Annotated in this window: 19 protein-coding genes; 11 read left to right on the top strand and 8 right to left on the bottom strand. The window is 70.5% G+C overall.

Going from position 1 to position 19,893, the window contains the following annotated elements:
* Window positions 1-26: 26 nt before the first annotated feature.
* The 4 genes from EG812_RS07665 to EG812_RS07650 all read left to right on the top strand — a co-directional run bounded on the left by EG812_RS07665 (window position 27) and on the right by EG812_RS07650 (window position 4,097).
* The gene (locus EG812_RS07665; RefSeq protein WP_013735852.1) at window positions 27-1,037 is read left to right on the top strand and encodes an ABC transporter permease; all 1,011 of its coding nucleotides are present in this window, start codon (window positions 27-29) and stop codon (window positions 1,035-1,037) included.
* Between the two features lie 71 nt (window positions 1,038-1,108).
* Window positions 1,109-2,053, top strand: coding sequence for an ABC transporter permease (locus EG812_RS07660; protein ID WP_013735851.1), 945 nt, complete (start codon window positions 1,109-1,111; stop codon window positions 2,051-2,053).
* A gap of 3 nt (window positions 2,054-2,056) precedes the next feature.
* Complete coding sequence (locus EG812_RS07655) at window positions 2,057-3,094, top strand: ABC transporter ATP-binding protein (RefSeq protein WP_043721905.1); 1,038 nt, start codon at window positions 2,057-2,059, stop codon at window positions 3,092-3,094.
* Window positions 3,087-4,097 (top strand): ABC transporter ATP-binding protein, encoded by a 1,011-nt coding sequence (locus tag EG812_RS07650; protein WP_013735849.1) that lies wholly within the window; start codon window positions 3,087-3,089, stop codon window positions 4,095-4,097. The genes EG812_RS07655 and EG812_RS07650 overlap by 8 nt, the downstream gene beginning before the upstream one ends.
* 146 nt (window positions 4,098-4,243) lie before the next feature.
* Here EG812_RS07650 and EG812_RS07645 read toward each other — a convergent pair whose 3' ends face one another.
* A complete protein-coding gene (locus EG812_RS07645; protein ID WP_043725772.1) occupies window positions 4,244-4,561 on the bottom strand; it encodes a chorismate mutase in 318 nt (105 codons plus the stop codon).
* A 366-nt stretch (window positions 4,562-4,927) separates the two neighbouring features.
* Here EG812_RS07645 and pcrA point away from each other — a divergent pair, with 366 nt between their 5' ends.
* Window positions 4,928-7,321 carry a DNA helicase PcrA gene (gene pcrA, locus EG812_RS07640; protein WP_126711208.1) on the top strand — a complete coding sequence of 798 codons (2,394 nt, stop codon included), beginning with the start codon at window positions 4,928-4,930 and terminating at the stop codon, window positions 7,319-7,321.
* Window positions 7,322-7,546: 225 nt separating this feature from the next.
* On the top strand, window positions 7,547-9,208 hold the full coding sequence (locus EG812_RS07635) for an ATP-binding cassette domain-containing protein (protein ID WP_233579422.1): 1,662 nt from the start codon (window positions 7,547-7,549) through the stop codon (window positions 9,206-9,208).
* Window positions 9,209-9,220: 12 nt separating this feature from the next.
* On the opposite strand, the gene EG812_RS07630 is transcribed toward EG812_RS07635, so the two are convergent.
* Window positions 9,221-10,021 (bottom strand): M23 family metallopeptidase, encoded by an 801-nt coding sequence (locus EG812_RS07630; protein ID WP_126711207.1) that lies wholly within the window; start codon window positions 10,019-10,021, stop codon window positions 9,221-9,223.
* A 276-nt stretch (window positions 10,022-10,297) separates the two neighbouring features.
* Window positions 10,298-11,011 carry a M23 family metallopeptidase gene (locus EG812_RS07625; protein ID WP_013735844.1) on the bottom strand — a complete coding sequence of 238 codons (714 nt, stop codon included), beginning with the start codon at window positions 11,009-11,011 and terminating at the stop codon, window positions 10,298-10,300.
* Window positions 11,012-11,445: 434 nt separating this feature from the next.
* Between EG812_RS07625 and icmB the strand changes: the two genes are divergently transcribed.
* The 3 genes from icmB to sucD all read left to right on the top strand — a co-directional run bounded on the left by icmB (window position 11,446) and on the right by sucD (window position 14,410).
* Window positions 11,446-11,850, top strand: coding sequence for a coenzyme B12-dependent isobutyryl CoA mutase small subunit (gene icmB / locus EG812_RS07620; protein WP_013735843.1), 405 nt, complete (start codon window positions 11,446-11,448; stop codon window positions 11,848-11,850).
* Between the two features lie 491 nt (window positions 11,851-12,341).
* The gene (gene sucC, locus EG812_RS07615; RefSeq protein WP_013735842.1) at window positions 12,342-13,520 is read left to right on the top strand and encodes an ADP-forming succinate--CoA ligase subunit beta; all 1,179 of its coding nucleotides are present in this window, start codon (window positions 12,342-12,344) and stop codon (window positions 13,518-13,520) included.
* 2 nt (window positions 13,521-13,522) lie between these two features.
* Window positions 13,523-14,410 carry a succinate--CoA ligase subunit alpha gene (sucD, locus tag EG812_RS07610; protein ID WP_013735841.1) on the top strand — a complete coding sequence of 296 codons (888 nt, stop codon included), beginning with the start codon at window positions 13,523-13,525 and terminating at the stop codon, window positions 14,408-14,410.
* A gap of 46 nt (window positions 14,411-14,456) precedes the next feature.
* Here sucD and EG812_RS07605 read toward each other — a convergent pair whose 3' ends face one another.
* Window positions 14,457-14,726: a DUF4190 domain-containing protein gene (locus EG812_RS07605; protein ID WP_126711206.1), complete on the bottom strand. Its 270-nt coding sequence runs from the start codon at window positions 14,724-14,726 to the stop codon at window positions 14,457-14,459.
* A 160-nt stretch (window positions 14,727-14,886) separates the two neighbouring features.
* Here EG812_RS07605 and EG812_RS07600 point away from each other — a divergent pair, with 160 nt between their 5' ends.
* Window positions 14,887-16,179 carry a cell division protein PerM gene (locus tag EG812_RS07600; RefSeq protein WP_013735839.1) on the top strand — a complete coding sequence of 431 codons (1,293 nt, stop codon included), beginning with the start codon at window positions 14,887-14,889 and terminating at the stop codon, window positions 16,177-16,179.
* A 114-nt stretch (window positions 16,180-16,293) separates the two neighbouring features.
* Here the strand turns inward: EG812_RS07600 and EG812_RS07595 are convergent, their stop codons facing one another.
* Window positions 16,294-16,893 carry an ABC transporter permease gene (locus tag EG812_RS07595; protein WP_126711205.1) on the bottom strand — a complete coding sequence of 200 codons (600 nt, stop codon included), beginning with the start codon at window positions 16,891-16,893 and terminating at the stop codon, window positions 16,294-16,296.
* Window positions 16,894-16,973: 80 nt separating this feature from the next.
* Window positions 16,974-17,933: an NAD-dependent epimerase/dehydratase family protein gene (locus tag EG812_RS07590; protein WP_233579421.1), complete on the bottom strand. Its 960-nt coding sequence runs from the start codon at window positions 17,931-17,933 to the stop codon at window positions 16,974-16,976.
* Window positions 17,934-18,045: 112 nt separating this feature from the next.
* Here EG812_RS07590 and EG812_RS07585 point away from each other — a divergent pair, with 112 nt between their 5' ends.
* Window positions 18,046-18,735, top strand: coding sequence for a TetR/AcrR family transcriptional regulator (locus tag EG812_RS07585; RefSeq protein ID WP_126711203.1), 690 nt, complete (start codon window positions 18,046-18,048; stop codon window positions 18,733-18,735).
* A 104-nt stretch (window positions 18,736-18,839) separates the two neighbouring features.
* On the opposite strand, the gene EG812_RS07580 is transcribed toward EG812_RS07585, so the two are convergent.
* Both EG812_RS07580 and EG812_RS07575 read right to left on the bottom strand, forming a co-directional pair.
* Complete coding sequence (locus tag EG812_RS07580; RefSeq protein WP_013735835.1) at window positions 18,840-19,556, bottom strand: DUF4190 domain-containing protein; 717 nt, start codon at window positions 19,554-19,556, stop codon at window positions 18,840-18,842.
* 6 nt (window positions 19,557-19,562) lie between these two features.
* Entirely contained in the window at window positions 19,563-19,862 is a 300-nt protein-coding gene (locus EG812_RS07575; protein ID WP_013735834.1) for a CD225/dispanin family protein, read from the bottom strand.
* Window positions 19,863-19,893: the final 31 nt, after the last annotated feature.

The following is a 19,893-nucleotide window of genomic DNA, read 5'->3' as shown; positions in this document are numbered from 1 at the left end:
CGTCAGCGCCGAGAGGAGACCCCGAGATGGGGCGCTACGTCATTCGACGGTTGCTCCAGTTCATTCCCACCGTGCTGGGCACCATGTTCCTGCTCCACTACATGACTTCGCTGGCGATCCAGTTCAGTGGGAACCCGGTCCGGGCGATCTTCGGTGACCGGACCCCACCGCCCGCGCTGTTGCAGGCGATCACCGAGCGGCTCGGCTACGGTGACCCATGCCTCGACCAGAAGGGCAACCCCTGTTTCGGGCTCTTCCTGGACCGGCTCCAGAACATCTTCTTCCACTTCGATTTCGGCATCAACCTGCGTCAGCGTCCGGTGACGGAGTTGGTGGCCGATGCCATCCCGTTCACCCTCAAGCTGCTGGTGATCGCGATCGTCTTCGAGGCGGTCGTGGGTATCGCCGCCGGTGTGCTGGCCGGTCTGCGCGGCGGCAGCTTCCTCGACTACATGGTCAAGATCAGCACGGTCTTCATCATCTCGGTGCCGATCTTCGTGCTCGGCGTGGTGGTGCGGGAGTTCGTCGGCGTCAAGTTCGGTAACATCCTGCGAGGTCAGGACTGGATTCCTGACCTGATCTCCGTCGGAGTGTTCACCCCTGGCTTCAAGCCCGACTATCCGTTCGCCAGCTTGATCATTCCCGGCATGGTCCTCGGTGCGGTCTCGCTGGCCACCACGGCTCGGCTGACCCGGACCAGCATCATGGAGAACATCCGGGCCGACTACGTCCGGACCGCCAAGGCCAAGGGTCTGACGAACAAGCGGGTCATCGGCGTGCACACGCTGCGCAACTCGCTGATTCCGGTGATCACCTTCCTCGGCGTCGACATCGGTGCGGCGATGGCCGGCGCGGTGGTCACGGAAACGATCTTCAACGTGCCCGGCATCGGTCGACTGGTGACCTTCTCCGCCCGTACTGGCGAATCGTCAGTCGTGGTCGGTGTGGTGACCATGCTCGTGCTGGTCGTCCTGGTCGCCAACCTGCTGGTCGACCTCCTGTACGCCGTGCTCGACCCGAGGATCCGCTATGAGTGACCGATTCGTGGTGACGACGCGGACCGCGGGGCATCCGGCCGCCTCCGGCTTGAGCGAAACGAGGTGTGGACATGAGTGACCTGACGAGTGCGGGTGCGGCCGTCGGCGGCGCGCCGGTCGGCGGTGACGGCCCGACGACGGAGGCCACGACCGGCGGCAGCGGCAAGGAGCGCAGCGCCAGCCTGTGGGCGGATGCCCGGCGGCAGTTGGTCCGCGACCCGGTTTTCGTGATCGCCTCCCTCTACATCCTCGCGGTCGGCTCGATGGCCGCCTTCCCGAAGCTCTGGACCAGCCAGGACCCGCGTAACTGCAGCACCGACCGGTCTCGGATCTCGCCGAGCTGGGAGCACCCGTTCGGGTACGACATCCTGGGTTGCGACTACTACTCGCACGCCATCTACGGCGCGCGGCCGTCGATGGTGATCGCGGTGATGGCGACCTCCGCCATCGTGATCGTCGGTGGCGTGCTCGGCCTGCTCGCCGGCTACTACGGCGGTTGGGTCGACGCGATCATCTCCCGGGTGATGGACATCTTCTTCTCGCTGCCGTTCCTGCTCGGCGCGATCGTGTTCCTGACCGTGATCAAGCGGCAGAACATCTGGACCATCACGGCGGTGTTGTTCCTGCTGGCCTGGCCGACCATCGCCCGGATCATCCGCGGCAGCGTGATCTCCTCGAAGGATCTGGACTACGTCCATGCGGCGAAGGCGGTGGGTGCCCGCAACTCGCGGCTGATGTTCCGGCACATCCTGCCGAACGCGATCGCCCCGATGCTGGTGTACGCCACCATCGTGCTCGGCTCGTTCGTCGCCGCGGAGGCCACGCTGACCTTCCTCGGTGTCGGGCTCCAGCCGCCGGCCCAGTCGTGGGGCATCATGATCTCGGTCCACCAGGTCTATTTCCTGGAGGATCCGTGGCTGCTGCTCTTCCCCTGCGGCCTGCTGATCGGCACGGTGCTGTCCTTCATCCTCATGGGTGACGCCCTGCGTGACGCCCTCGACCCGAAGTTCCGGTGAGGCATGAGCACTGATGTGAACGTCAAGTTGGACGCGCTGCCGGGCCTGGACCCGAACGCGCTGCCACTGGAGGTCAAGAACCTTCAGGTGGAGTTCCGTACCCGTAACGGCATCGCCCACGCGGTCAACGGGGTGAGCTTCGACGTGCGGGCCGGCGAGACCCGGGCGATCCTCGGCGAGTCGGGCTGCGGCAAGAGCGTGACCGCTCAGGCGATCATGGGCATCCTGGACAGTCCGCCCGGGTTCATCACCGGTGGAGAGATCCTCTACCGGGGTGTCGACCTGCTCAAGCTGCCCGAGGCGCAGCGCCGCCGGGTCCGGGCCAACCGGATCGCGATGATCTTCCAGGACGCGCTCTCCGCGCTGAACCCGGTCTTCACCGTCGGGTTCCAGCTCGCCGAGCTGTTCCGCAAGCACCGGGGCATGTCCCGTCAGGACGCCAAGGCCCGCGCCGTCGAGCTGCTCGACCTGGTCAAGATCCCAGCGGCGAAGCAACGGGTGAACGACTACCCGCACCAGTTCTCCGGTGGTATGCGGCAGCGCGTGATGATCGCGATGGCGCTGGCGCTCGACCCCGAGGTGCTGATCGCCGACGAGCCGACCACCGCGTTGGACGTGACCGTTCAGGCCCAGATCATGGCCCTGCTGGCCGAGCTCCAGCAGGAGCGGAACATGGCCCTGGTGCTGATCACCCACGACATGGGTGTGGTCGCCGACGTGGCGGACCGGATCTCGGTCATGTACGCCGGTCGGGTCATCGAGGAAGCCGGCGTGAACGACATCTACGCCAGCCCGGCCCACCCGTACACCAAGGGTCTGTTGGAGTCGATCCCGCGTCTGGACCTCAAGGGCCAGGAACTCAGCGCCATCAAGGGCCTGCCCCCGGCGCTGACCAACATCCCGACGGGCTGCGCCTTCAACCCCCGCTGCCGGTACGCGCAGGACGTCTGCCGCCAGAACCCGGGGCCGCCGCTGTATCAGGTGACGCCGAGCCGTACGTCGGCCTGCCACTTCTGGAAGGAGGTCAAGGGCGATGAGTGACTACGTGCTGGAGACCCGCGACCTGGTGAAGCACTTCCCGCTGACCCAGGGGATCGTCTTCAAGAAGCAGATCGGCGCGGTGCGGGCCGTCGACGGCGTCAACCTGCAACTGCGCCGAGGGGAGACCCTCGGTGTCGTCGGCGAGTCCGGCTGCGGCAAGTCGACCCTGGCCCGGATGCTTGTCGGCCTGGAGACGCCGACCTCCGGTGACCTGTTCGTGCAGGGCCGCAACATGGCCAAGGTCGGTGCCGAGGAGCGGCGACGGGGCCGGCGCAACATCCAGTTGGTGATGCAGGACCCGTACACCTCACTGAACCCCCGGATGACCGTCGGCGACATCATCGGCGAGCCGTTCGAGGTGCACCCGGACGTGGTGCCCAAGGGTCAGCGGCGGGGCAAGGTGCAGGAGCTGCTGGAGCTGGTCGGTCTCAACCCCGACCACATCAACCGGTACCCGCACCAGTTCTCCGGCGGTCAGCGGCAGCGCATCGGCATCGCCCGGGCGCTGGCGCTCAACCCGGAGATCATCCTCTGTGACGAGCCGGTGTCGGCGCTGGACGTCTCCATCCAGGCCCAGGTGATCAACCTGCTGGAGAAGCTCCAGAACGAGCTGGGTCTGTCGTACATCTTCATCGCCCACGACCTGTCGGTGGTCCGGCACATCGCCGACCGGGTCGCGGTGATGTACCTCGGCAAGATCGTCGAGATCGGCACCGAGGACGAGATCTACGAGACGCCCACGCATCCGTACACCCAGGCGCTGCTGTCGGCGGTGCCGGTGCCGGACCCGACGCTGCGTGGGCAGCGCGACCAGATCGTGCTGACCGGCGACGTGCCCTCGCCGGCCAACCCGCCGTCGGGTTGCCGGTTCCGCACCCGCTGCTGGAAGGCTCAGGACATCTGCGCCGAGCAGGAGCCGCTGTTGGAGGTTCGGGACAAGTCCGGCCACCCGAGCGCCTGCCACTTCGCCGAGGTACGCGACGTGGTGCACGCGACGGAGTAGCCGCACAGACGCCGCCGCCCCGACCATCCGTACGGGATCGGCGGTAAGGGTAAGTGCCTCCTCAGTGATCCGGGGCGTCGGCCGTCACCAGCGGCCGGCGTCCCGGATTCCTGTGTCCCGAGGCAGTTGCCCAGCGGGGCGGCCCGTCAGAGCGGTCCACGGCCGGCGCGCAGCAGCAGCAGGGCGAGTTGGGTGCCGTCGGCGCCGAGGGCGCTGCGGAACCGCTCCAGGATCTCCTGCTCGCGGGAGAGCACCAGCCGGGTGCCGCCGGAGGCCATCCGGGTCGCGCCCACCTCGCGGGACAGCTCGGCCCGTTCCTGCCACAACTCGATGAGCGTCCGGTCGATCTCGTCGATCCGGGTCCGGATCTCGACGATCCGGGCCGCGGCCATCGGCTCCGTGGTTCCGGTACCCGGCTTCGCCGAGTCGGGTGTGCCGGCCGCCCCGGTGCGGTCGGGGGCCATGCCGGAACCGGCCGGGACGCCACTCTGTTCCATCACGTCTGACATCTTCGGGTACCTCTCAGAGTCTGGTGCCCGCTGCCCGGATCCCGGGACGGAAAAAGCCCCGGGCTCCGTGAGCCCGGGGCTTTCGTAGGTCTGATTGATCAGGCGCGACCTACGGCAGCCGGACTCCCGGTGCCGTAGTAAAAGTAGAAGCGCTGATCGAACATGTCGTCGAGTATGCCGCCCGCGTCGGGCGGTGCGCAAGCGAACGACCATCACACGCTGCGAGAACGCGGCTGTCAGCGGCCCGGTCCGGCGCGTGGGGAGCGCTGCGACACCGCCAAGGCGGGCGGTGTCGGGCCGGCGGCATAGACTCGCTCTGCGATGCATCCTCTCTTCGACATCCCCGTGTCCTCGCCCGCGCCCGAGCAGCCGCCGCGCCGGGTCGCCGCGCCGGGCCACCTCGACCCGTTGCAACTGGTGGAGGGCCTCAACGGTCCGCAACGGGACGCGGTCACGCACGCGGGATCGCCGCTGTTGATCGTCGCCGGCGCGGGCTCGGGCAAGACCCGGGTGCTGACCCACCGGATCGCCTACCTGCTCGCCGCCCGGGACGTGCATCCCGGCGAGATCATCGCGATCACCTTCACCAACAAGGCCGCCGGGGAGATGAAGGAGCGGGTGGCCAAACTGGTCGGGCCGCGCGCCCGGCTGATGTGGGTTTCCACCTTCCACTCGGCCTGTGTCCGGATTCTGCGGGCCGAGCACGAGCACGCCGGTCTGAAGTCGACCTTCTCGATCTACGACGCCGACGACTCCCGCCGGCTGATGCAGATGGTCACCCGCGAGCTGGATCTCGATCCCAAGCGCTACCCGGCTCGGGGGCTGGCCGCCCAGGTCTCCAACCTGAAGAACGAGCTTGTCGATCCGGAGGCCTTCGCCGCCCGCGCCTCGGGGCCCAACGAGCGGGCGTTGGCCGAGGCGTACACGCTCTATCAGCGGCGGCTGCGCGAGGCGCACGCCCTCGACTTCGACGATCTGATCATGACGACGGTGCATCTGCTCCAGTCGCATCCGCACGTCGCCGAGACCTACCGGCGTCGGTTCCGGCACGTCCTGGTCGACGAGTACCAGGACACCAACCACGCGCAGTACGTTCTGATCAAGGAGTTGGTCTCCGGCACCGAAGGGCTCGAACCGGCCGAGCTGTGCGTGGTCGGAGACGCGGACCAGTCGATCTACGCCTTCCGGGGCGCGACGATCCGCAACATCCTGGAGTTCGAGCGCGACTTCGCCGACGCCCGCACCATCCTGCTGGAGCAGAACTACCGCTCCACCCAGACCATCCTGAACGCCGCGAACGCGGTGATCGACCGCAACACCTCCCGCAAGCCGAAGCGGCTGTGGAGCGACGCCGGCACGGGTGAGCCGATCGTCGCGTACGTCGCCGACACCGAGCACGCCGAGGCCGACTGGGTGGCTCGGGAGATCGACCGGCTGGTCGACGACGGCGAGACCCGACCGGGCGACGTGGCGGTCTTCTACCGCACCAACGCCCAGTCCCGGGTCTTCGAGGAGGTGTTCATCCGGGTCGGCCTGCCGTACAAGGTCGTCGGCGGGGTGCGCTTCTACGAGCGCAAGGAGGTCCGGGACGCGCTTGCCTACCTGCGCGCCGTGGTCAACGACGACGACACGGTGAGTCTGCGCCGCATCCTCAACACCCCCCGCCGGGGCATCGGCGAGCGTGCCGAGGCGTGCGTGGAGGCGTTGGCCGGCCGGGACCGGATCTCGTTCGGTGCCGCGCTGCGCCGGGCCAAGGACGCGCCGGGCATCTCCAGTCGGGCGGCCAACGGCATCGCCGACTTCGTGGCGCTGCTCGACTCCGCACGGGAGTTGACCGTCGACGGCACCCCGGAAGAGGTGCTGGAGGCGGTGCTGACCCGCTCCGGATACCTGACCGAGCTGGAGGAGAGCCTCGACCCGCAGGACGCCGGGCGGGTCGACAACCTCCAGGAACTCGTCAGCGTCGCCCGCGAGTACACCGAACGGATCGAGTCGACCGGTGAGGAGGGGGAGCGGGCCACCCTGGCCGGTTTCCTGGAGCAGGTCGCGCTGGTCGCCGACGCCGACCAGGTGCCGACCGACGACCCGGACCACCAGGGCGTGGTCACTTTGATGACCCTGCACACCGCCAAGGGCCTGGAGTTCCCGGTGGTCTTCCTGACCGGCCTGGAGGACGGCGTCTTCCCGCACCTGCGGTCGCTCGGCGACACCCGGGAGCTGGAGGAGGAGCGTCGGCTGGCGTACGTCGGCATCACCCGGGCCCGGCAGCGGCTCTACCTCTCCCGGGCGGTGACCCGGTCGGCCTGGGGGCAGCCGTCCTACAACCCGCCGTCGCGGTTCGTCGAGGAGTTGCCGCCGGAACTGGTCCGCTGGGAGCGCACCGAGGGGTCGTACACCTCGTGGGGTGGCGGTGGCGGCGGCGTTGGTGGTCGCGCGGAGCGCACGCCCGGCGGGCGCGGCACCTTCTCCGGGGGTACGCCCCGGGCCGTGCAGTTGGCGCGCAAGCTCGGCGTGGACGGCAGCCGCCTGGCCACCGCGAGCGAGCTGCCGCAGGGGCCGAAGGTCGTCGCCGGGGACCGGGTCAACCACCAGCGGTACGGCCTGGGTCGGGTGGTCACCGTGGAAGGGCACGGCCCGAGCGCCCGGGCGCAGATCGACTTCGGTGACCAGACGCTCTGGCTGGTGCTGCGGCACGCCCCCATCGACAAGCTCTGAGCCCGCCGACCGTCGCTGATCACCACCGGGCACCGGAGCCGCTCCGGCTGCGCTATCGTCGGAGCATGCACTCGTGCGCCTTCTCGATGAAGCCCTGGTTCCGCCGCTGACGGCGGCAGGGTTGACCGGCTTTTCCTGATCGAGCTCTGTTCCGCCGTCCTGGTGTTCCCGCCGGGCGGCGTCTTCGTGCTGCCCGGCTCCACGACGAGCCGAAGAGCAGACAAGATGAGCATGAGTAAGTTGCATCCCGCCGGCCAGCTGCCGGCAGGCCACCGGGCGCACGTACGAGCGGACGGCATCCGGGTGGTACGCGGTGGGCGGGTCGTGCTGTCCGACGTCAGCGTGACCGTTTCGGCGCGGTCCCGCCTGGCCGTCGTCGGCGAGAACGGCCGGGGCAAGACGACGTTGCTGCACGTGCTGGCCGGGGTGGCCGCGCCCGATCAGGGCACGGTGGACCAGGCCGGCACGATCGGCCTGGCCGAGCAGGTGCTCCAGGCACGCGACGGCGAGACGGTCGGCACCCTCGTCGCGGCCGCGACCCGCGAGTCCCGCCGCGCGTTGCGGGCGCTCGACGACGCCACGGCGGCGCTGACCGAGGGGCTGGCCGGCGCGGAGGACGCCTACGCCGCCGCGCTCGACGCGGCCACCCGACTCGACGCCTGGGACGCCGAGCGGCGCGTCGACGTGGCGCTGGCCGGGCTGGACGCCTGCACCGACCGGCAGCGCCCGCTGGCCACGCTCTCGGTCGGTCAGCGTTACCGGGTCCGCCTGGCCTGCCTGTTGGGGGCCCGCTACGACCTGCTGATGCTGGACGAGCCGACAAACCACCTCGACGCCGGCGGGCTGGCCTTCCTCACCGGACGGTTGCGCGAGCATCCGGGCGGAGTCGTGGTCGTGACGCACGACCGGGCGCTGCTGCGCGACGTGGCCGTGGAGTTCCTGGACCTCGACCCCAGCGAGGACGGGCGACCGCGCCTGTTCGCCGGCGGGTACGCCGGTTGGCAGGAGGGGCGCCGTCGGGAGCGCGAACGCTGGGAACGGGAGTACGAGGCACAGCAGGTCGAGCATCAGCGGCTGGCCGAGGCGGTGAACGAGGCGCAGCAACGGCTGAGCACCGGTTGGCGTCCGGAGAAGGGCCACGGCAAACACCAGCGCCAGTCCCGCGCCCCCGGTGTCGTCCAGGCACTGCGGCGCCGGCAGGAGGACCTCGCGGCCCACCAGCTCACCGTGCCGGAGCCGCCGCTGCGACTGCGCTGGCCCGAACTCGGCACCCGGACGCGGTCACCGATCCTGCGCTGCACCGCCGTCACGGTGACTGGGCGGCTGCGGCACGCCGTCACCCTCACCATCGACGGTGGGGACCGGCTGCTGGTGACCGGCCCCAACGGGGCGGGCAAGTCGACGCTGCTCGCGGTGCTGGCCAGGCAGCTCGAACCGTCCACCGGCGAGGTCCGTCACCTGCCGCAGGCCCGGGTCGCGTTGCTCGGGCAGGAGGTGCCGGACTGGCCGTCGGACGTCCTCGCGCACGAGTTGTACGACCGGTACGTCGGCCGACTCCAGTCCGCGGGGCGGCTCGGCGACCGGGACCGGCTGCCGCTGACCGCGACAAACCTGCTCGACCGGGAGGCCCTGCGGACCCCGGTGGGGCGGATGTCCCAGGGGCAGCAACGCCGGTTGAACCTCGCGCTGCGACTCGCCGAACGGCCGGACCTGCTGATCCTCGACGAGCCCACCAACCACCTGTCGGCACCGCTTGTCGACGAGTTGACCGCCGCCCTACGGGAGACCTCGGCCGCCGTGGTCGTCGCCACCCATGACCGGCAGATGCTCGCCGACCTCGCCGACTGGCCCGTCCTGTCGCTCGCCGACCCGCCGGAGGCGCCCTGACGCTCCATCCGTTCAGCAGGCCACGTTGATGCCGCGGGCGCGCAGGAAGGGTGCCGGGTCGATCTGGTTCCACATCTGTCCCTGGTGCACCTCGAAGTGCAGGTGCGGACCGGTCGAGTCGCCGGTGGAGCCCTCCAGGCCGATGGTCTGCCCGGTGCTGACCTTCTCGCCCACGCTCACCCTGGCGGTGCTCAGGTGGGCGTAGTGGGTGAGGTAGCCGTTGCCGTGGTCGATGACGACGGAGATGCCGTAGCCGTCGCCGACGTCACCGGCCTTGGTGACGGTGCCACCGAACGCGGCACGGACCGGGGTGCCGGCCGGCAGGGCGAAGTCGATGCCGGCGTGCAGGGTGCCCCAGCGGGGGCCGTAGCACGAGGTGATGGCGGCACCCGCCATCGGAATCACCCAGCCCGAGGTCGCGCTCTTGGTGGCCTTCGGTGTTGCGCTCCTGGTCGCCTTCGCCGTGGCCTTGGCGGATTTGGTGGCCTTCGGGCTGGGCTTGGCCGTCGGGCTGGCGCTCGCCGACGGGGTCGGCGTCGGGCTGTTCGTCGCGCTGGGGGCGACGAGGTCGCGGGCCGACCGGTCGGCCCGGGCGGCGGCGTCGATGCGGGCGGCCTCGGCCTCGGCCTGCGCGTCGAGCGAGACCGGGCTCGGTGTGGGTTGGCCGTCGCGGGTCGCCACGGCGACACCGCCGAGGCCGACCAGCGCGACCGCGCCGATGACCAGGCCGCGGTCGCGCCATCCGACCTGACGTCGGTGTCGCGCCGGAGCGTTGGGGATCTTCCGGTACGGGGTGGAGTTGTCGTCCTGCACGGGCGGACCTCACGGGATCGAAGTGGCACGTGACCTCGAAATCCTGGTGTCGAACCGCCGTGCGGTGGGTACCGGGGGTGGACGGGCCGGTGCGGCACCGCCGGGTGGCTGTCCGCGTCTGTCCGACGCCGTGGTCGACTGTCCGGATCCGCCGCGGGCCGGTGTTATGGCATCCGCCACAGTCACTGCTGTGAGCTGGGACACTTTACTGCCGGGGCGCACAGACAAAACCGCCCGGATCATGCGATCCGGGCGGTCATCAGGCCTTACTGGCGGTCAGGAGTCGGCTACCTCGCTGTAAATTGCCTCGACTTGCAGCTTGATGTCCACTCCGCGCTCCTGGAGCCACGGCACCGGGTCCAGAGGCTGGCCCTTGACATGGACCTCCAGGTGCAGGTGGGAGCCGTACGAGTGGCCGGTGTTGCCGACCAGACCGAGCTGGTCGCCGGCCTTGACCTGCTGGCCCTCGCGGACGCTCAGCGCCGAGGAGTGGCCGTAGATCGCCTCACTGCCGTCGGCGTGCTGGACGATGACGGCGTAGCCGTAGCCGCCGAACCAGCCCGCCTTGGTGACCTTGCCCTCGTGGATGGCGACGTACGGGGTGCCCTCCGGCGCGACCAGGTCGATGCCGGTGTGCAGCTTGCCCCAGCGCATGCCGTACGGCGAGTTGAAGTCGTAGCCCTGAAGGGGGAGCAGCCAGACGCCGGAGTCGGCGACGATCTCCGAGGCGCCTCGGCCGTCGCGGGATGCGCGCTCGGCAGCGTCGGCCCGGTCCGCCGCGCCCTGGCTGCTGATCGACGCCTGCTTGAGCTCGTCCAGCACGGACGGGTTGACGCTCTTGGCGTCCGGCAGGGCTCCCGCGCCCAGGGCCACCACACCGGCACCGACGAAGGCGGTGGTGACGACCGCGGCGTAGCGGCTGCGTGGGGGGGTGGGTACGCGACGGCGGCCGCGATATCTATCGGGCTCAGACGACAGGCGCTGGCGCACGCACACCCTCCGTTGTCGGGGTTCCGATGCGGACTGGCCCGCACCCGGACCGAGGTCCGAGTGTGGCTGGTTCCGCGTCGTCACCCGTCCGTAGACCTGATGACAACCGTGGACACGGTAGCCAACCGTCAGGCGAGTCACAAGCCGGAGCGCCGAACTCGCTGCTCCATTCTGTCCCTTTCCGTCCCTGATTGTCAGGCCTTTGGGTCACGACAGGGTGCCCTGGTTATCGTCCGTTCGTAGCGCACCGTGACCGATCGGCTGAGTCGTCCTCCTTGACTCGTCCGGCATCGGTCGTGGCGATTCGGGGTGTGCCGATGTCGCCGAGTGCACGCCGTGGCCACTGTGATGCTCGCCCCGGTTTCCCGGGCTCGTCCGCGCGGGTTACCGTTCGTTCAGGTGATTGCCGCGGAGCCGGTGAAAGGGATGCGCAGATGAGCTCTCGTGTTCGGGTCGTCGTCGCCAAGCCGGGCTTGGACGGCCACGATCGTGGCGCCAAGGTGGTGGCCCGCGCGTTGCGTGACGCCGGCATGGAGGTCATCTACACCGGCCTGCACCAGACGCCGGAGCAGATCGTGGAGACCGCGATCCAGGAGGACGCGGACGCCGTCGGCCTGTCGGTGCTCTCCGGCGCGCACATGACGCTCTTCCGGCGGGTGATCGAACTGCTCGACGAGCGCGACGCCCGGGACATCGTGGTCTTCGGCGGCGGCATCATCCCGGACGCCGACCTGCCGGAGTTGACGCAGCTGGGTGTGGCCAAGATATTCACCCCGGGCGCGACCACTCAGTCCATCGTGGAGTGGGTCCGGGAGAATGTCGCGCAGCCGGTGGGCTGAGTTTCCGACCGGCTGGTCGTACGCCGTCGAATCATCACGGCGTACAGCGGCTTGAGGGCGCAGAGTGAGGGGCCGGACGCACCCCTCACACGTCCGGCCCCTCTATGCACGATGCCCCGCCGCCACCCCTCGACCGACAGGGCATCGGCCGCTTTCGTGTCCTCGCGCCTTCCAGCGCGCCGACATCAGACTCAACGACGCCCTTTCGGCGGGGTTACGCACCATCGCCGAGATCCCTGCCCGAGCTGGCAGGATCGCTCGTTCGGGTGACCTTGCCGTCGGTCCTGCCGCAGGCTGCGGGCGGCGTCCGCGGGGGGCTGTGGATTACCGCACACCGCGCACCCGCTCGGTTGCCCGCCGTGCCGTCATCGCTAGGCTGCGCGCAATGGCCTGTTTCAACTTCCACTGATGTCAGGCATCGCACTGTTTTCTTTCCATACGCTGGTGGCGGCGCGACGGTGCGCCGCAGAGACGGGACGGGACGCGCAATCGTGGACCTGTACGAATACCAGGGGCGGGACCTGTTCGAGCGGCACGGCCTGCCCGTGCTCGCCGGCGGCGTCGCTACGACCCCAGAGGAGGCCCGCGCGATCGCCGAACGCCTCGGCGGCCGGGTGGTCGTCAAGGCACAGGTGAAGGTCGGCGGCCGAGGCAAGGCCGGTGGCGTCAAGCTGGCCGAGGGCGCGGAGGAGACGGTGGCCCGCGCCACCGACATCCTCGGCATGGACATCAAGGGTCACACGGTCCACAAGGTCATGATCACGGTGACCGCCGACGTGGCCGAGGAGTACTACTTCTCGTACCTGCTCGACCGGGCGAACCGCACCTTCCTCTGCATCGCCAGCGTGGCCGGCGGCATGGACATCGAGCAGGTCGCCGCCGACACCCCGGAAAAGGTCGTCAAGGCCCCCATCGACGCGGTCAAGGGCGTCGACGAGGCCAAGGCGCGGGAGATCGTCGAGGCGGCCGGCTTCCCGGCCGAGGTCGCCGACCAGGTCGTCGAGACCGCGGTGGGCCTGTGGCAGGCGTTCGTCGCCGAGGATGCCACCCTGGTCGAGGTGAACCCGCTGGCCAAGACCAAGGACGGCAAGCTGCTGCTGCTGGACGCCAAGGTCTCGCTCGACGAGAACGCCGGCTTCCGGCACCCGGATCACGAGGCCCTGGTCGACCAGGCCACCGTGGACCCGCTGGAGCAGGCCGCCAAGGAGAAGGACCTCAACTACGTCAAGCTCGACGGCGAGGTCGGCATCATCGGCAACGGCGCGGGTCTGGTCATGTCGACCCTCGACGTGGTCGCCTACGCGGGCGAGCGGCACGGCAACGTCAAGCCGGCCAACTTCCTCGACATCGGTGGCGGCGCGAGCGCCGCGGTGATGGCAAACGGTCTGGAGATCGTGCTCTCCGACCCGTCGGTGAAGAGTGTCTTCGTCAACGTCTTCGGCGGCATCACCGCCTGCGACGCGGTCGCCAACGGCATCGTCCAGGCGCTGGACCTGCTCAAGCAGCGTGGCGAGGAAGTCACCAAGCCGCTTGTCGTACGCCTCGACGGCAACAACGCCGAGGCCGGTCGGGCGATCCTCGACGGCGCGAACAACCCGCTCATCGAGCGGGTCGACACCATGGACGGCGCGGCCGAGCGGGCCGCCGAGCTGGCGGCTGCGGGGGTCTGATCATGGCAATCTGGCTGACCAAGGAATCGAAGGTCATCGTCCAGGGGATGACCGGCTCCGAGGGTTCCAAGCACACCCGGCGGATGCTCGCCGCCGGCACCAACGTCGTCGGCGGCGTCAACCCGCGCAAGGCGGGCACCACCGTCGACTTCGACGGTGCCGAGCTACCGGTCTTCGCCAGCGTCTCCGACGCGATGAAGGAGACCGGCGCCGACGTCACCGTCATCTTCGTACCGCCGCAGTTCACCAAGGGCGCGGTCATCGAGGCGATCGACGCCGAGATCCCGCTGGCCGTGGTGATCACCGAGGGTGTACCGGTGCACGACACCGCCGCCTTCTGGGCGTACAACGTTGCCAAGGGGGAGCGGACCCGCATCATCGGGCCGAACTGCCCGGGCATCGCCTCGCCGGGCGCCTCCAACGCCGGCATCATCCCGGCCGACATCACCGGCGCCGGCCGGATCGGCCTGGTCAGCAAGAGCGGCACCCTGACCTACCAGATGATGTACGAGCTGCGCGACATCGGCTTCTCGACCTGCGTCGGCATCGGCGGTGACCCGATCATCGGGACGACGCACATCGACGCCCTGGCCGCCTTCGAGGCGGACCCGGACACCGACGCGATCGTGATGATCGGTGAGATCGGTGGTGACGCCGAGGAGCGGGCGGCCGAGTTCATCAAGGCCAACGTCACCAAGCCGGTGGTCGGCTACATCGCCGGCTTCACCGCCCCGCCCGGCAAGACCATGGGCCACGCCGGTGCGATCATCTCCGGCTCGGCGGGCACCGCCGACGCCAAGAAGGCCGCGCTGGAAGCGGTAGGCGTCAAGGTCGGCAAGACGCCGACCGAGACCGCCAAGCTGATGCGGGAGCTGATGTCCGGCCGCTGACCGGACCGCTGGACCGCGCTGAGGGGCTGACCGTCCGGTCGGCCCCTCAGCGGTTCCAGTACGGGTAGTTCCCGGTCGCCTGCAGGATCAGGCTCAGCACGATGTTGAGCACACCGAGGACGATCGCCACGTAGCCCAGCACCGGAGACTGGTGGTAGCGCCGCGCGTCGCGGATCGACAACCAGCCGAAGACGATGCCGAGGATGCCGCAGCAGAGCAGGCCCGTCACGATGCCCAGCACACCCCAGAGCGTGGTGCGGTCCCGACCGGCCGGGCGCGAGGGCGGCGGCGGTGGCGGTGGATACGGAGTGGTCACGGCTTCCCTCCGGGCGCTAGCTGCCGCGACACGGATCACGGCTCCTTGCTGCCGAGGCTAGAGCAGTACCTGTGGCGTCACACGCGATAAGAGCAACTAGGTGTCCCGCCGGTGTGGTGTCGGTCAGCCGACCCGGGCGCGGCATGCCAGAGTAGAACCGATGTCTTTCGTCACCCCTGACCAGCCCCGGCGGGCCACCGAAGCCCGGGACGCCGGCAGTCGGCCGCCCGGTCGTGCCGGCCCGCCGCGCCGGGTGCCGCTGCCCCGTGGCGGGCCCACCGGCCGCAACCACGCGCCGCTCGTGGTCGCCGCCCTGGTGGCCGCCGGTGGCGCCGCCCTCACCTCCTGGCTGCCGGTGGCGCTCGTGCTCTGGTTGTTCCAGCTCAGCGAGGGTGCCGCCAGTCTGCTCGGCGCGGTGCGCGCGGGGACGGCAGGTTGGCTGCTCGGGCACGGGGTGCCGCTGGAGACCGCCACCGGGCCGTTGGGTCTGGCACCGCTCGCGGTGACCGCCCTGGCGGTGTGGCGGTTGTCCCGGGCCGGGGTGCACGTCACCCGTGCCATCGGTGCCCGGGGCAGCCGCTCACCGGGTCGCACCCTCGTCGCCGCGGTGGCCGTGGGCGTCGTGTACGCCCTGCTCGGTGTGCTGGCCGCGATGCTGGTCGGGGCCGGTGGGCTCGGCGTGTCGACGGTGCGGGCCGGGCTCACCTTCGGCGTGCTCGGCGTGCTCGCCGCCGGGGTCGGCGCGGCGCGCACCAGCCGGCTGTCCGACCTGCTCGCCGCCCGTACGCCGAAGCCGCTGCGCGACGGTGTGCAGGCGGGGTTGGTGGCCGGGCTGGTGCTGCTCGGGGCGGGGGCGGCGGTGGCGGGGCTGGCCGTGGCGACCGGCGGTGGTGACGCGGCCGACCTGATCGGCGCCTACCGCACCGGGGTGGCCGGTCAGGCCGGCATCACGCTGGTGAGCCTGGCCTACGCGCCGAACGCCACCGTCTGGTCGACCAGTTACCTGCTCGGCCCGGGCTTCGCCGTGGGCACCGACACGGCGGTACGGACCAGCGAGGTCGCCGTCGGCGCGCTGCCGGCCCTGCCGTTGGTCGCCGGGTTGCCCGGTGGGCCGGTCGACGGCTTCTGGTCGGCCACCATCCTGGCGCTCCCGGCCCTGGTGGGGCTGGCCGTCGGTGGGCTGCTCGCCCGCCGCCTGCTCCGCGCGGCCGCCGTCGAACGAGCACCGCTGGGCTGGGGTGCGCTGCTGTTTCCGGCCGTGCTGGCCGGGCCGGTGACCGGTCTGCTGATGGGTGCGGTCGCCGAGGCGTCCGGCGGGCCGCTCGGCGCGGGTCGGCTGGCCGAACTGGGCCCGGTCGGTTGGCAGGTGGCGCTCGCGTCAACTGTGGTCATCGGCGCGGGTGCGCTGCTCGGTGCCGCCGCCACCCGCTGGCTCACCCGGCTCACCGCCTGACACCGCCAGCCGGCCGAGGGCCGGAATGCCGGCAGGAAGGCCGACCGGGTCGAGACGGCGAACGGCGGTGATCCCGGGGGACCACCGCGTGTCGCCTGCATGGACGTGGACCGTTCAGTGGCCGGCGAGCCGTCGGGACTCGAGTACGGCGGCGAGGACGTAGGCACCGCCGCCGGCGAGGGCGAGGATCCAGTACGGCCCGGGCGTGCTGAGGAAGAGCGCGGCGGTGGAGACCACGGCGAGCCAGCTGCCCAGCGCGTAGTGCAACACGTTGCGGCGGGCGGCGCCCTCGGCGAGATAGATCAGGCCGACGATGAACGCCGAACCGCTCGGCCAGAGGATGGTGTGCAGCTCGGGCATGTCGAGGGTGGTGGCCAGGCCGGTGATGACGAAGAACAGGCCGGTGAAGCCGGTGACCCAGGCGATGCCGAGGAGCTTGCCGGAGAGCAGCTCGGCTCGGCCGGCACCGCGCTGGGCGCGGGTGGCGGCGACCGTGGCCGCGACACTGCCGGCCACGATGCCGGCGGCGAGCAGGGTCATGGGCAGCCATCCGGGCAGGTCGACCAACGGGTCGGCGCCGGTGGAGAGCGCGGCGGCACCGTGCCCGAGCAGGTAGGCGACGGCGAAGCTGGCGTACGGGATGCGGTTGTCGACCCGGTCGACCGTGCTGGCGGTCCCGGCGACGACGGGCGCGGCGATCGTGACGGTGGACATGTCGAGGTACCTCCGGTGCAGGGCTGATGTTCGGGGCAGGACGACGGACGCGGTCCGGCGGGGCGGGTGGGCGGCGGTGGTCAGACGGCTGCCGGTCGGCGTGTGGTCGCGGCCGGGAGTCCGCCGAGCAACGCGGCGGTCTCCCGCAGTGACTCGTCGAGTGGCTGGTGGCGGAGACCGAAGGTCTCGGTGGCGGCGGTGGAGTCCATGACGAACGGCCTGTCGAACTGGTACGCCGTGGTCTGGAACTCGCGCAGCATCGCGGAGAGCAGGCCGGCGGCGCGGAAGACCGGGCCGGGGATGGTGGTGAGCTTCGGCGCGGGTGCCCCGACCACCTCGGTGAACCGGGTGGCGAGTTCCCGGATCGTCAGCGGTGCCGCGCTGGGCACGTGCCAGGCGCGGTTCCACGCCCGCTGGTCGGTGGCCGTGGTGATCAGCATCGCCGCCATGTCGTTGATCGAGGTCCAGGTGTGCGGTACGTCGAGCGGGCCGGGCACGAAGGCGCGACGTCCGGCGAGCAGCGGCTTGCCGAGCAGGAAGCTGATGATCGACTGCGCCTGGAGGTAGTCGCTGCCACGCACCTCGGTGACGGCGCGGATCCGCCCGGCGCGCTGGGCGGCGAGGGCGGCACGCCACATGTCGGCCCGTACCTTCAGCTTGGGGTGGGTGGCGGCGAGCGGGGTCTGCTCGGTCATCGCACCGGTGACCTCGCCGTACCCGTAGAGGCAGCCGGTGACGACCAGGGGCGCGCCGGAGCGTTCGGCGGCGGTGAGCAGCGCGTCGGCCATCGGCGGCCAGTCGGTCAGCCAACGGTGGTAGGCGGGGTTGAGGCAGTTGTAGATCGCGGTCGCCCCGTCGGCCAGCTCGCTGAGGCGGTCGGCGTCGACCGCGTCGGCGGCGAACCGCTCGATCCGTGGGTGGTCCGGGCCCCGGCCGGAGCGGCTGACGATGCGGACCTGTTCGCCCTGCTCGGCGAGCTGGCGCGCGGTGGTCGAGCCGACCAGGCCGGCGCCGACGATCAGGTGTGCGGATGTGGCCACGGGAGTCTCCTCTCGAAATGGAGAGCAGTGCTCTCTGTCGAGAGCCATGTTCGCCGATGTGAACCCCCGTCGTCAAGAGCAGTGCTCTCGAATGTGTGCGACACTCACTGTCATGCCTGCTGCCAGCATCCGGGCTCGGGCCCGAGCCGAGATGATCAACGAGATAAAGGCGATCGCCCGCCGGCACCTCGCGGCGGAAGGGGCGAACCTGTCGTTGCGTGCCGTCGCCCGGGACATGGGGATGGTCTCCTCGGCGATCTACCGCTACTTCCCCAGCCGCGACGAACTGCTCACCGCGTTGATCGTGGACGGCTACCACGCGCTGGGCGACGCGGTGCAGGCCGGCGACGCCGAGGTCACCGACCGCACCGACCTGCGCGGCCGGTGGCTCGCGGCCTGTCACGCCGTACGCCGCTGGGCGCTGGCCCATCCCGCCGAGTACGCCCTGCTCTTCGGTAGCCCGGTCCCCGGCTACGCCGCGCCGCAGGAGACCACCGTGGCGGCGGTCCGGACGCCGACCGTCCTGATCGGGATCCTCGCCGACGGGTTCGCCGCCGGTGCCCTCAGCGACCCCGGTGACCTGCCCGGGCCGGTCCAGGCCGACCTGGCCGCCGTCCGCGGCGGGTTCTTCCCCGGCGTCCCCGAGGCGCTGCTCAGTCGCGGCGCCACCGGTTGGATGTCCTGCTTCGGCGCGGTGAGCTTCGAGCTCTTCGGTCAGCTCGACGGGTTGATCCAGGCGCGGGAGGAGTACTTCGACCACCAGATGCGCCGGATGGCCGACCTGATCGGCCTGCCCGGGTAGCTGAGGGGCCGGCGGAGTCAACGGAGTCCGTCACGCCGGCCCGGTGGACGACCGAGGGGCGTCCCGGTTGTCCGGAACGCCCCTCGATGCGGGTGTGCTCAGCGCTACGTCAGGCTGACGTTCACCACCAGCAGCACGATCTGGAGCACGCCGAACAGTGCGCCGACGCCACCGCAGATCAGGCCGGTGAGCGCCTGTCCGGAGTTGTTGGCCAGACCCTGGTCCGCCTTCTGCTTGCCCAGCCAGCCGGTGATCAGCGCGGCCGCACCCAGCGGGATGCCGAGATAGCAGCAGGACAGCGGAATCGACGCGATGCCGAGGATCATCGACAGCAGGCCGAGGGTGTTCTGTGGGCCGCTGGGACCGCCGAAGCCGGCCTGCGGGTACATCGGTGCGCCACCGTACGGCTGCTGCGCGGCGTACGGGTCGGCGTAGGGCTGACCGTACGGCTGGCCCGACACCTGCGGCTGGCCGTAGGCCGGTTGCCCGTAGGCGGGCTCCTGCCCGTACGCCGGAGGCTGCCCGTACGCCGGGGGCTGGGCGGCCGGCGGCGGCGCGTACGGGTCGTAGGGGGCGGGCGAGACCGGCGGCGGGCCGGAGGGCTGCTGACCGTACGGGTCCGCCGGAGCGTTGTCGGCCGGCCCGTACGGGTCCGCCGGTGGGGTGTACGGATCCGCAGGCGGCGTGTACGGGTTGGCCGGCGGCGGAGCGTACGGGTTGGCCGGCGGCGGGGCGTACGGGTTGGCGGGCGGCGAAGAGGTCGGGTCCCCGTACGGCGGCTGCTGGCCGTACGGGTCCTGACCAGGGTTACCGGGCTGCATCCGGAATCAGTAGCTCATCGCGCTGTTGCCGCTGATGGCACCGAGCAGGCTACCGCCCACGCAGCAGACCAGGACGATCGCGATCCAGGCGATGCCGACGATCAGGGCCCACTTGGACCACTTCTTCGACTCGGCCGCCGCGGCCTGCGCACCGGCGTAGTCGCCCTGCTGGAGCAGCGGGTTGACCTTCGAGGCGTTGATGATCGCGGGGATGGCCAGCGGCCAGAAGAGGAAGATGGCGACGATCGACATTGTCATGTTGTTGTCGACCTGCTGGGGTGGCTGAGAGGGGTATCCGGGCTGCATGTCGATGCGCTCCTCAGGTTGCTGTCGCTGG

The organism is Verrucosispora sp. FIM060022, from assembly GCF_003977705.1.
Taxonomy (GTDB): domain Bacteria; phylum Actinomycetota; class Actinomycetes; order Mycobacteriales; family Micromonosporaceae; genus Micromonospora; species Micromonospora gifhornensis.
This window is presented reverse-complemented; position numbering and strand designations above follow the sequence as displayed.

Excerpts from the sequence above, each read along its gene's own strand:
- EG812_RS07665 (WP_013735852.1), top strand. The coding sequence starts at position 27 with ATGGGGCGCTACGTCATTCGACGGTTGCTCCAGTTCATTCCCACCGTG.
- EG812_RS07660 (WP_013735851.1), top strand. The coding sequence starts at position 1,109 with ATGAGTGACCTGACGAGTGCGGGTGCGGCCGTCGGCGGCGCGCCGGTC.
- EG812_RS07655 (WP_043721905.1), top strand. The coding sequence starts at position 2,057 with ATGAGCACTGATGTGAACGTCAAGTTGGACGCGCTGCCGGGCCTGGAC.
- EG812_RS07650 (WP_013735849.1), top strand. The coding sequence starts at position 3,087 with ATGAGTGACTACGTGCTGGAGACCCGCGACCTGGTGAAGCACTTCCCG.
- EG812_RS07645 (WP_043725772.1), bottom strand. The coding sequence starts at position 4,561 with ATGGCCCCCGACCGCACCGGGGCGGCCGGCACACCCGACTCGGCGAAG.
- pcrA (WP_126711208.1), top strand. The coding sequence starts at position 4,928 with ATGCATCCTCTCTTCGACATCCCCGTGTCCTCGCCCGCGCCCGAGCAG.
- EG812_RS07635 (WP_233579422.1), top strand. The coding sequence starts at position 7,547 with ATGAGCATGAGTAAGTTGCATCCCGCCGGCCAGCTGCCGGCAGGCCAC.
- icmB (WP_013735843.1), top strand. The coding sequence starts at position 11,446 with ATGAGCTCTCGTGTTCGGGTCGTCGTCGCCAAGCCGGGCTTGGACGGC.
- sucD (WP_013735841.1), top strand. The coding sequence starts at position 13,523 with ATGGCAATCTGGCTGACCAAGGAATCGAAGGTCATCGTCCAGGGGATG.
- EG812_RS07600 (WP_013735839.1), top strand. The coding sequence starts at position 14,887 with ATGTCTTTCGTCACCCCTGACCAGCCCCGGCGGGCCACCGAAGCCCGG.
- EG812_RS07595 (WP_126711205.1), bottom strand. The coding sequence starts at position 16,893 with ATGTCCACCGTCACGATCGCCGCGCCCGTCGTCGCCGGGACCGCCAGC.
- EG812_RS07585 (WP_126711203.1), top strand. The coding sequence starts at position 18,046 with ATGCCTGCTGCCAGCATCCGGGCTCGGGCCCGAGCCGAGATGATCAAC.
- EG812_RS07580 (WP_013735835.1), bottom strand. The coding sequence starts at position 19,556 with ATGCAGCCCGGTAACCCTGGTCAGGACCCGTACGGCCAGCAGCCGCCG.
- EG812_RS07575 (WP_013735834.1), bottom strand. The coding sequence starts at position 19,862 with ATGCAGCCCGGATACCCCTCTCAGCCACCCCAGCAGGTCGACAACAAC.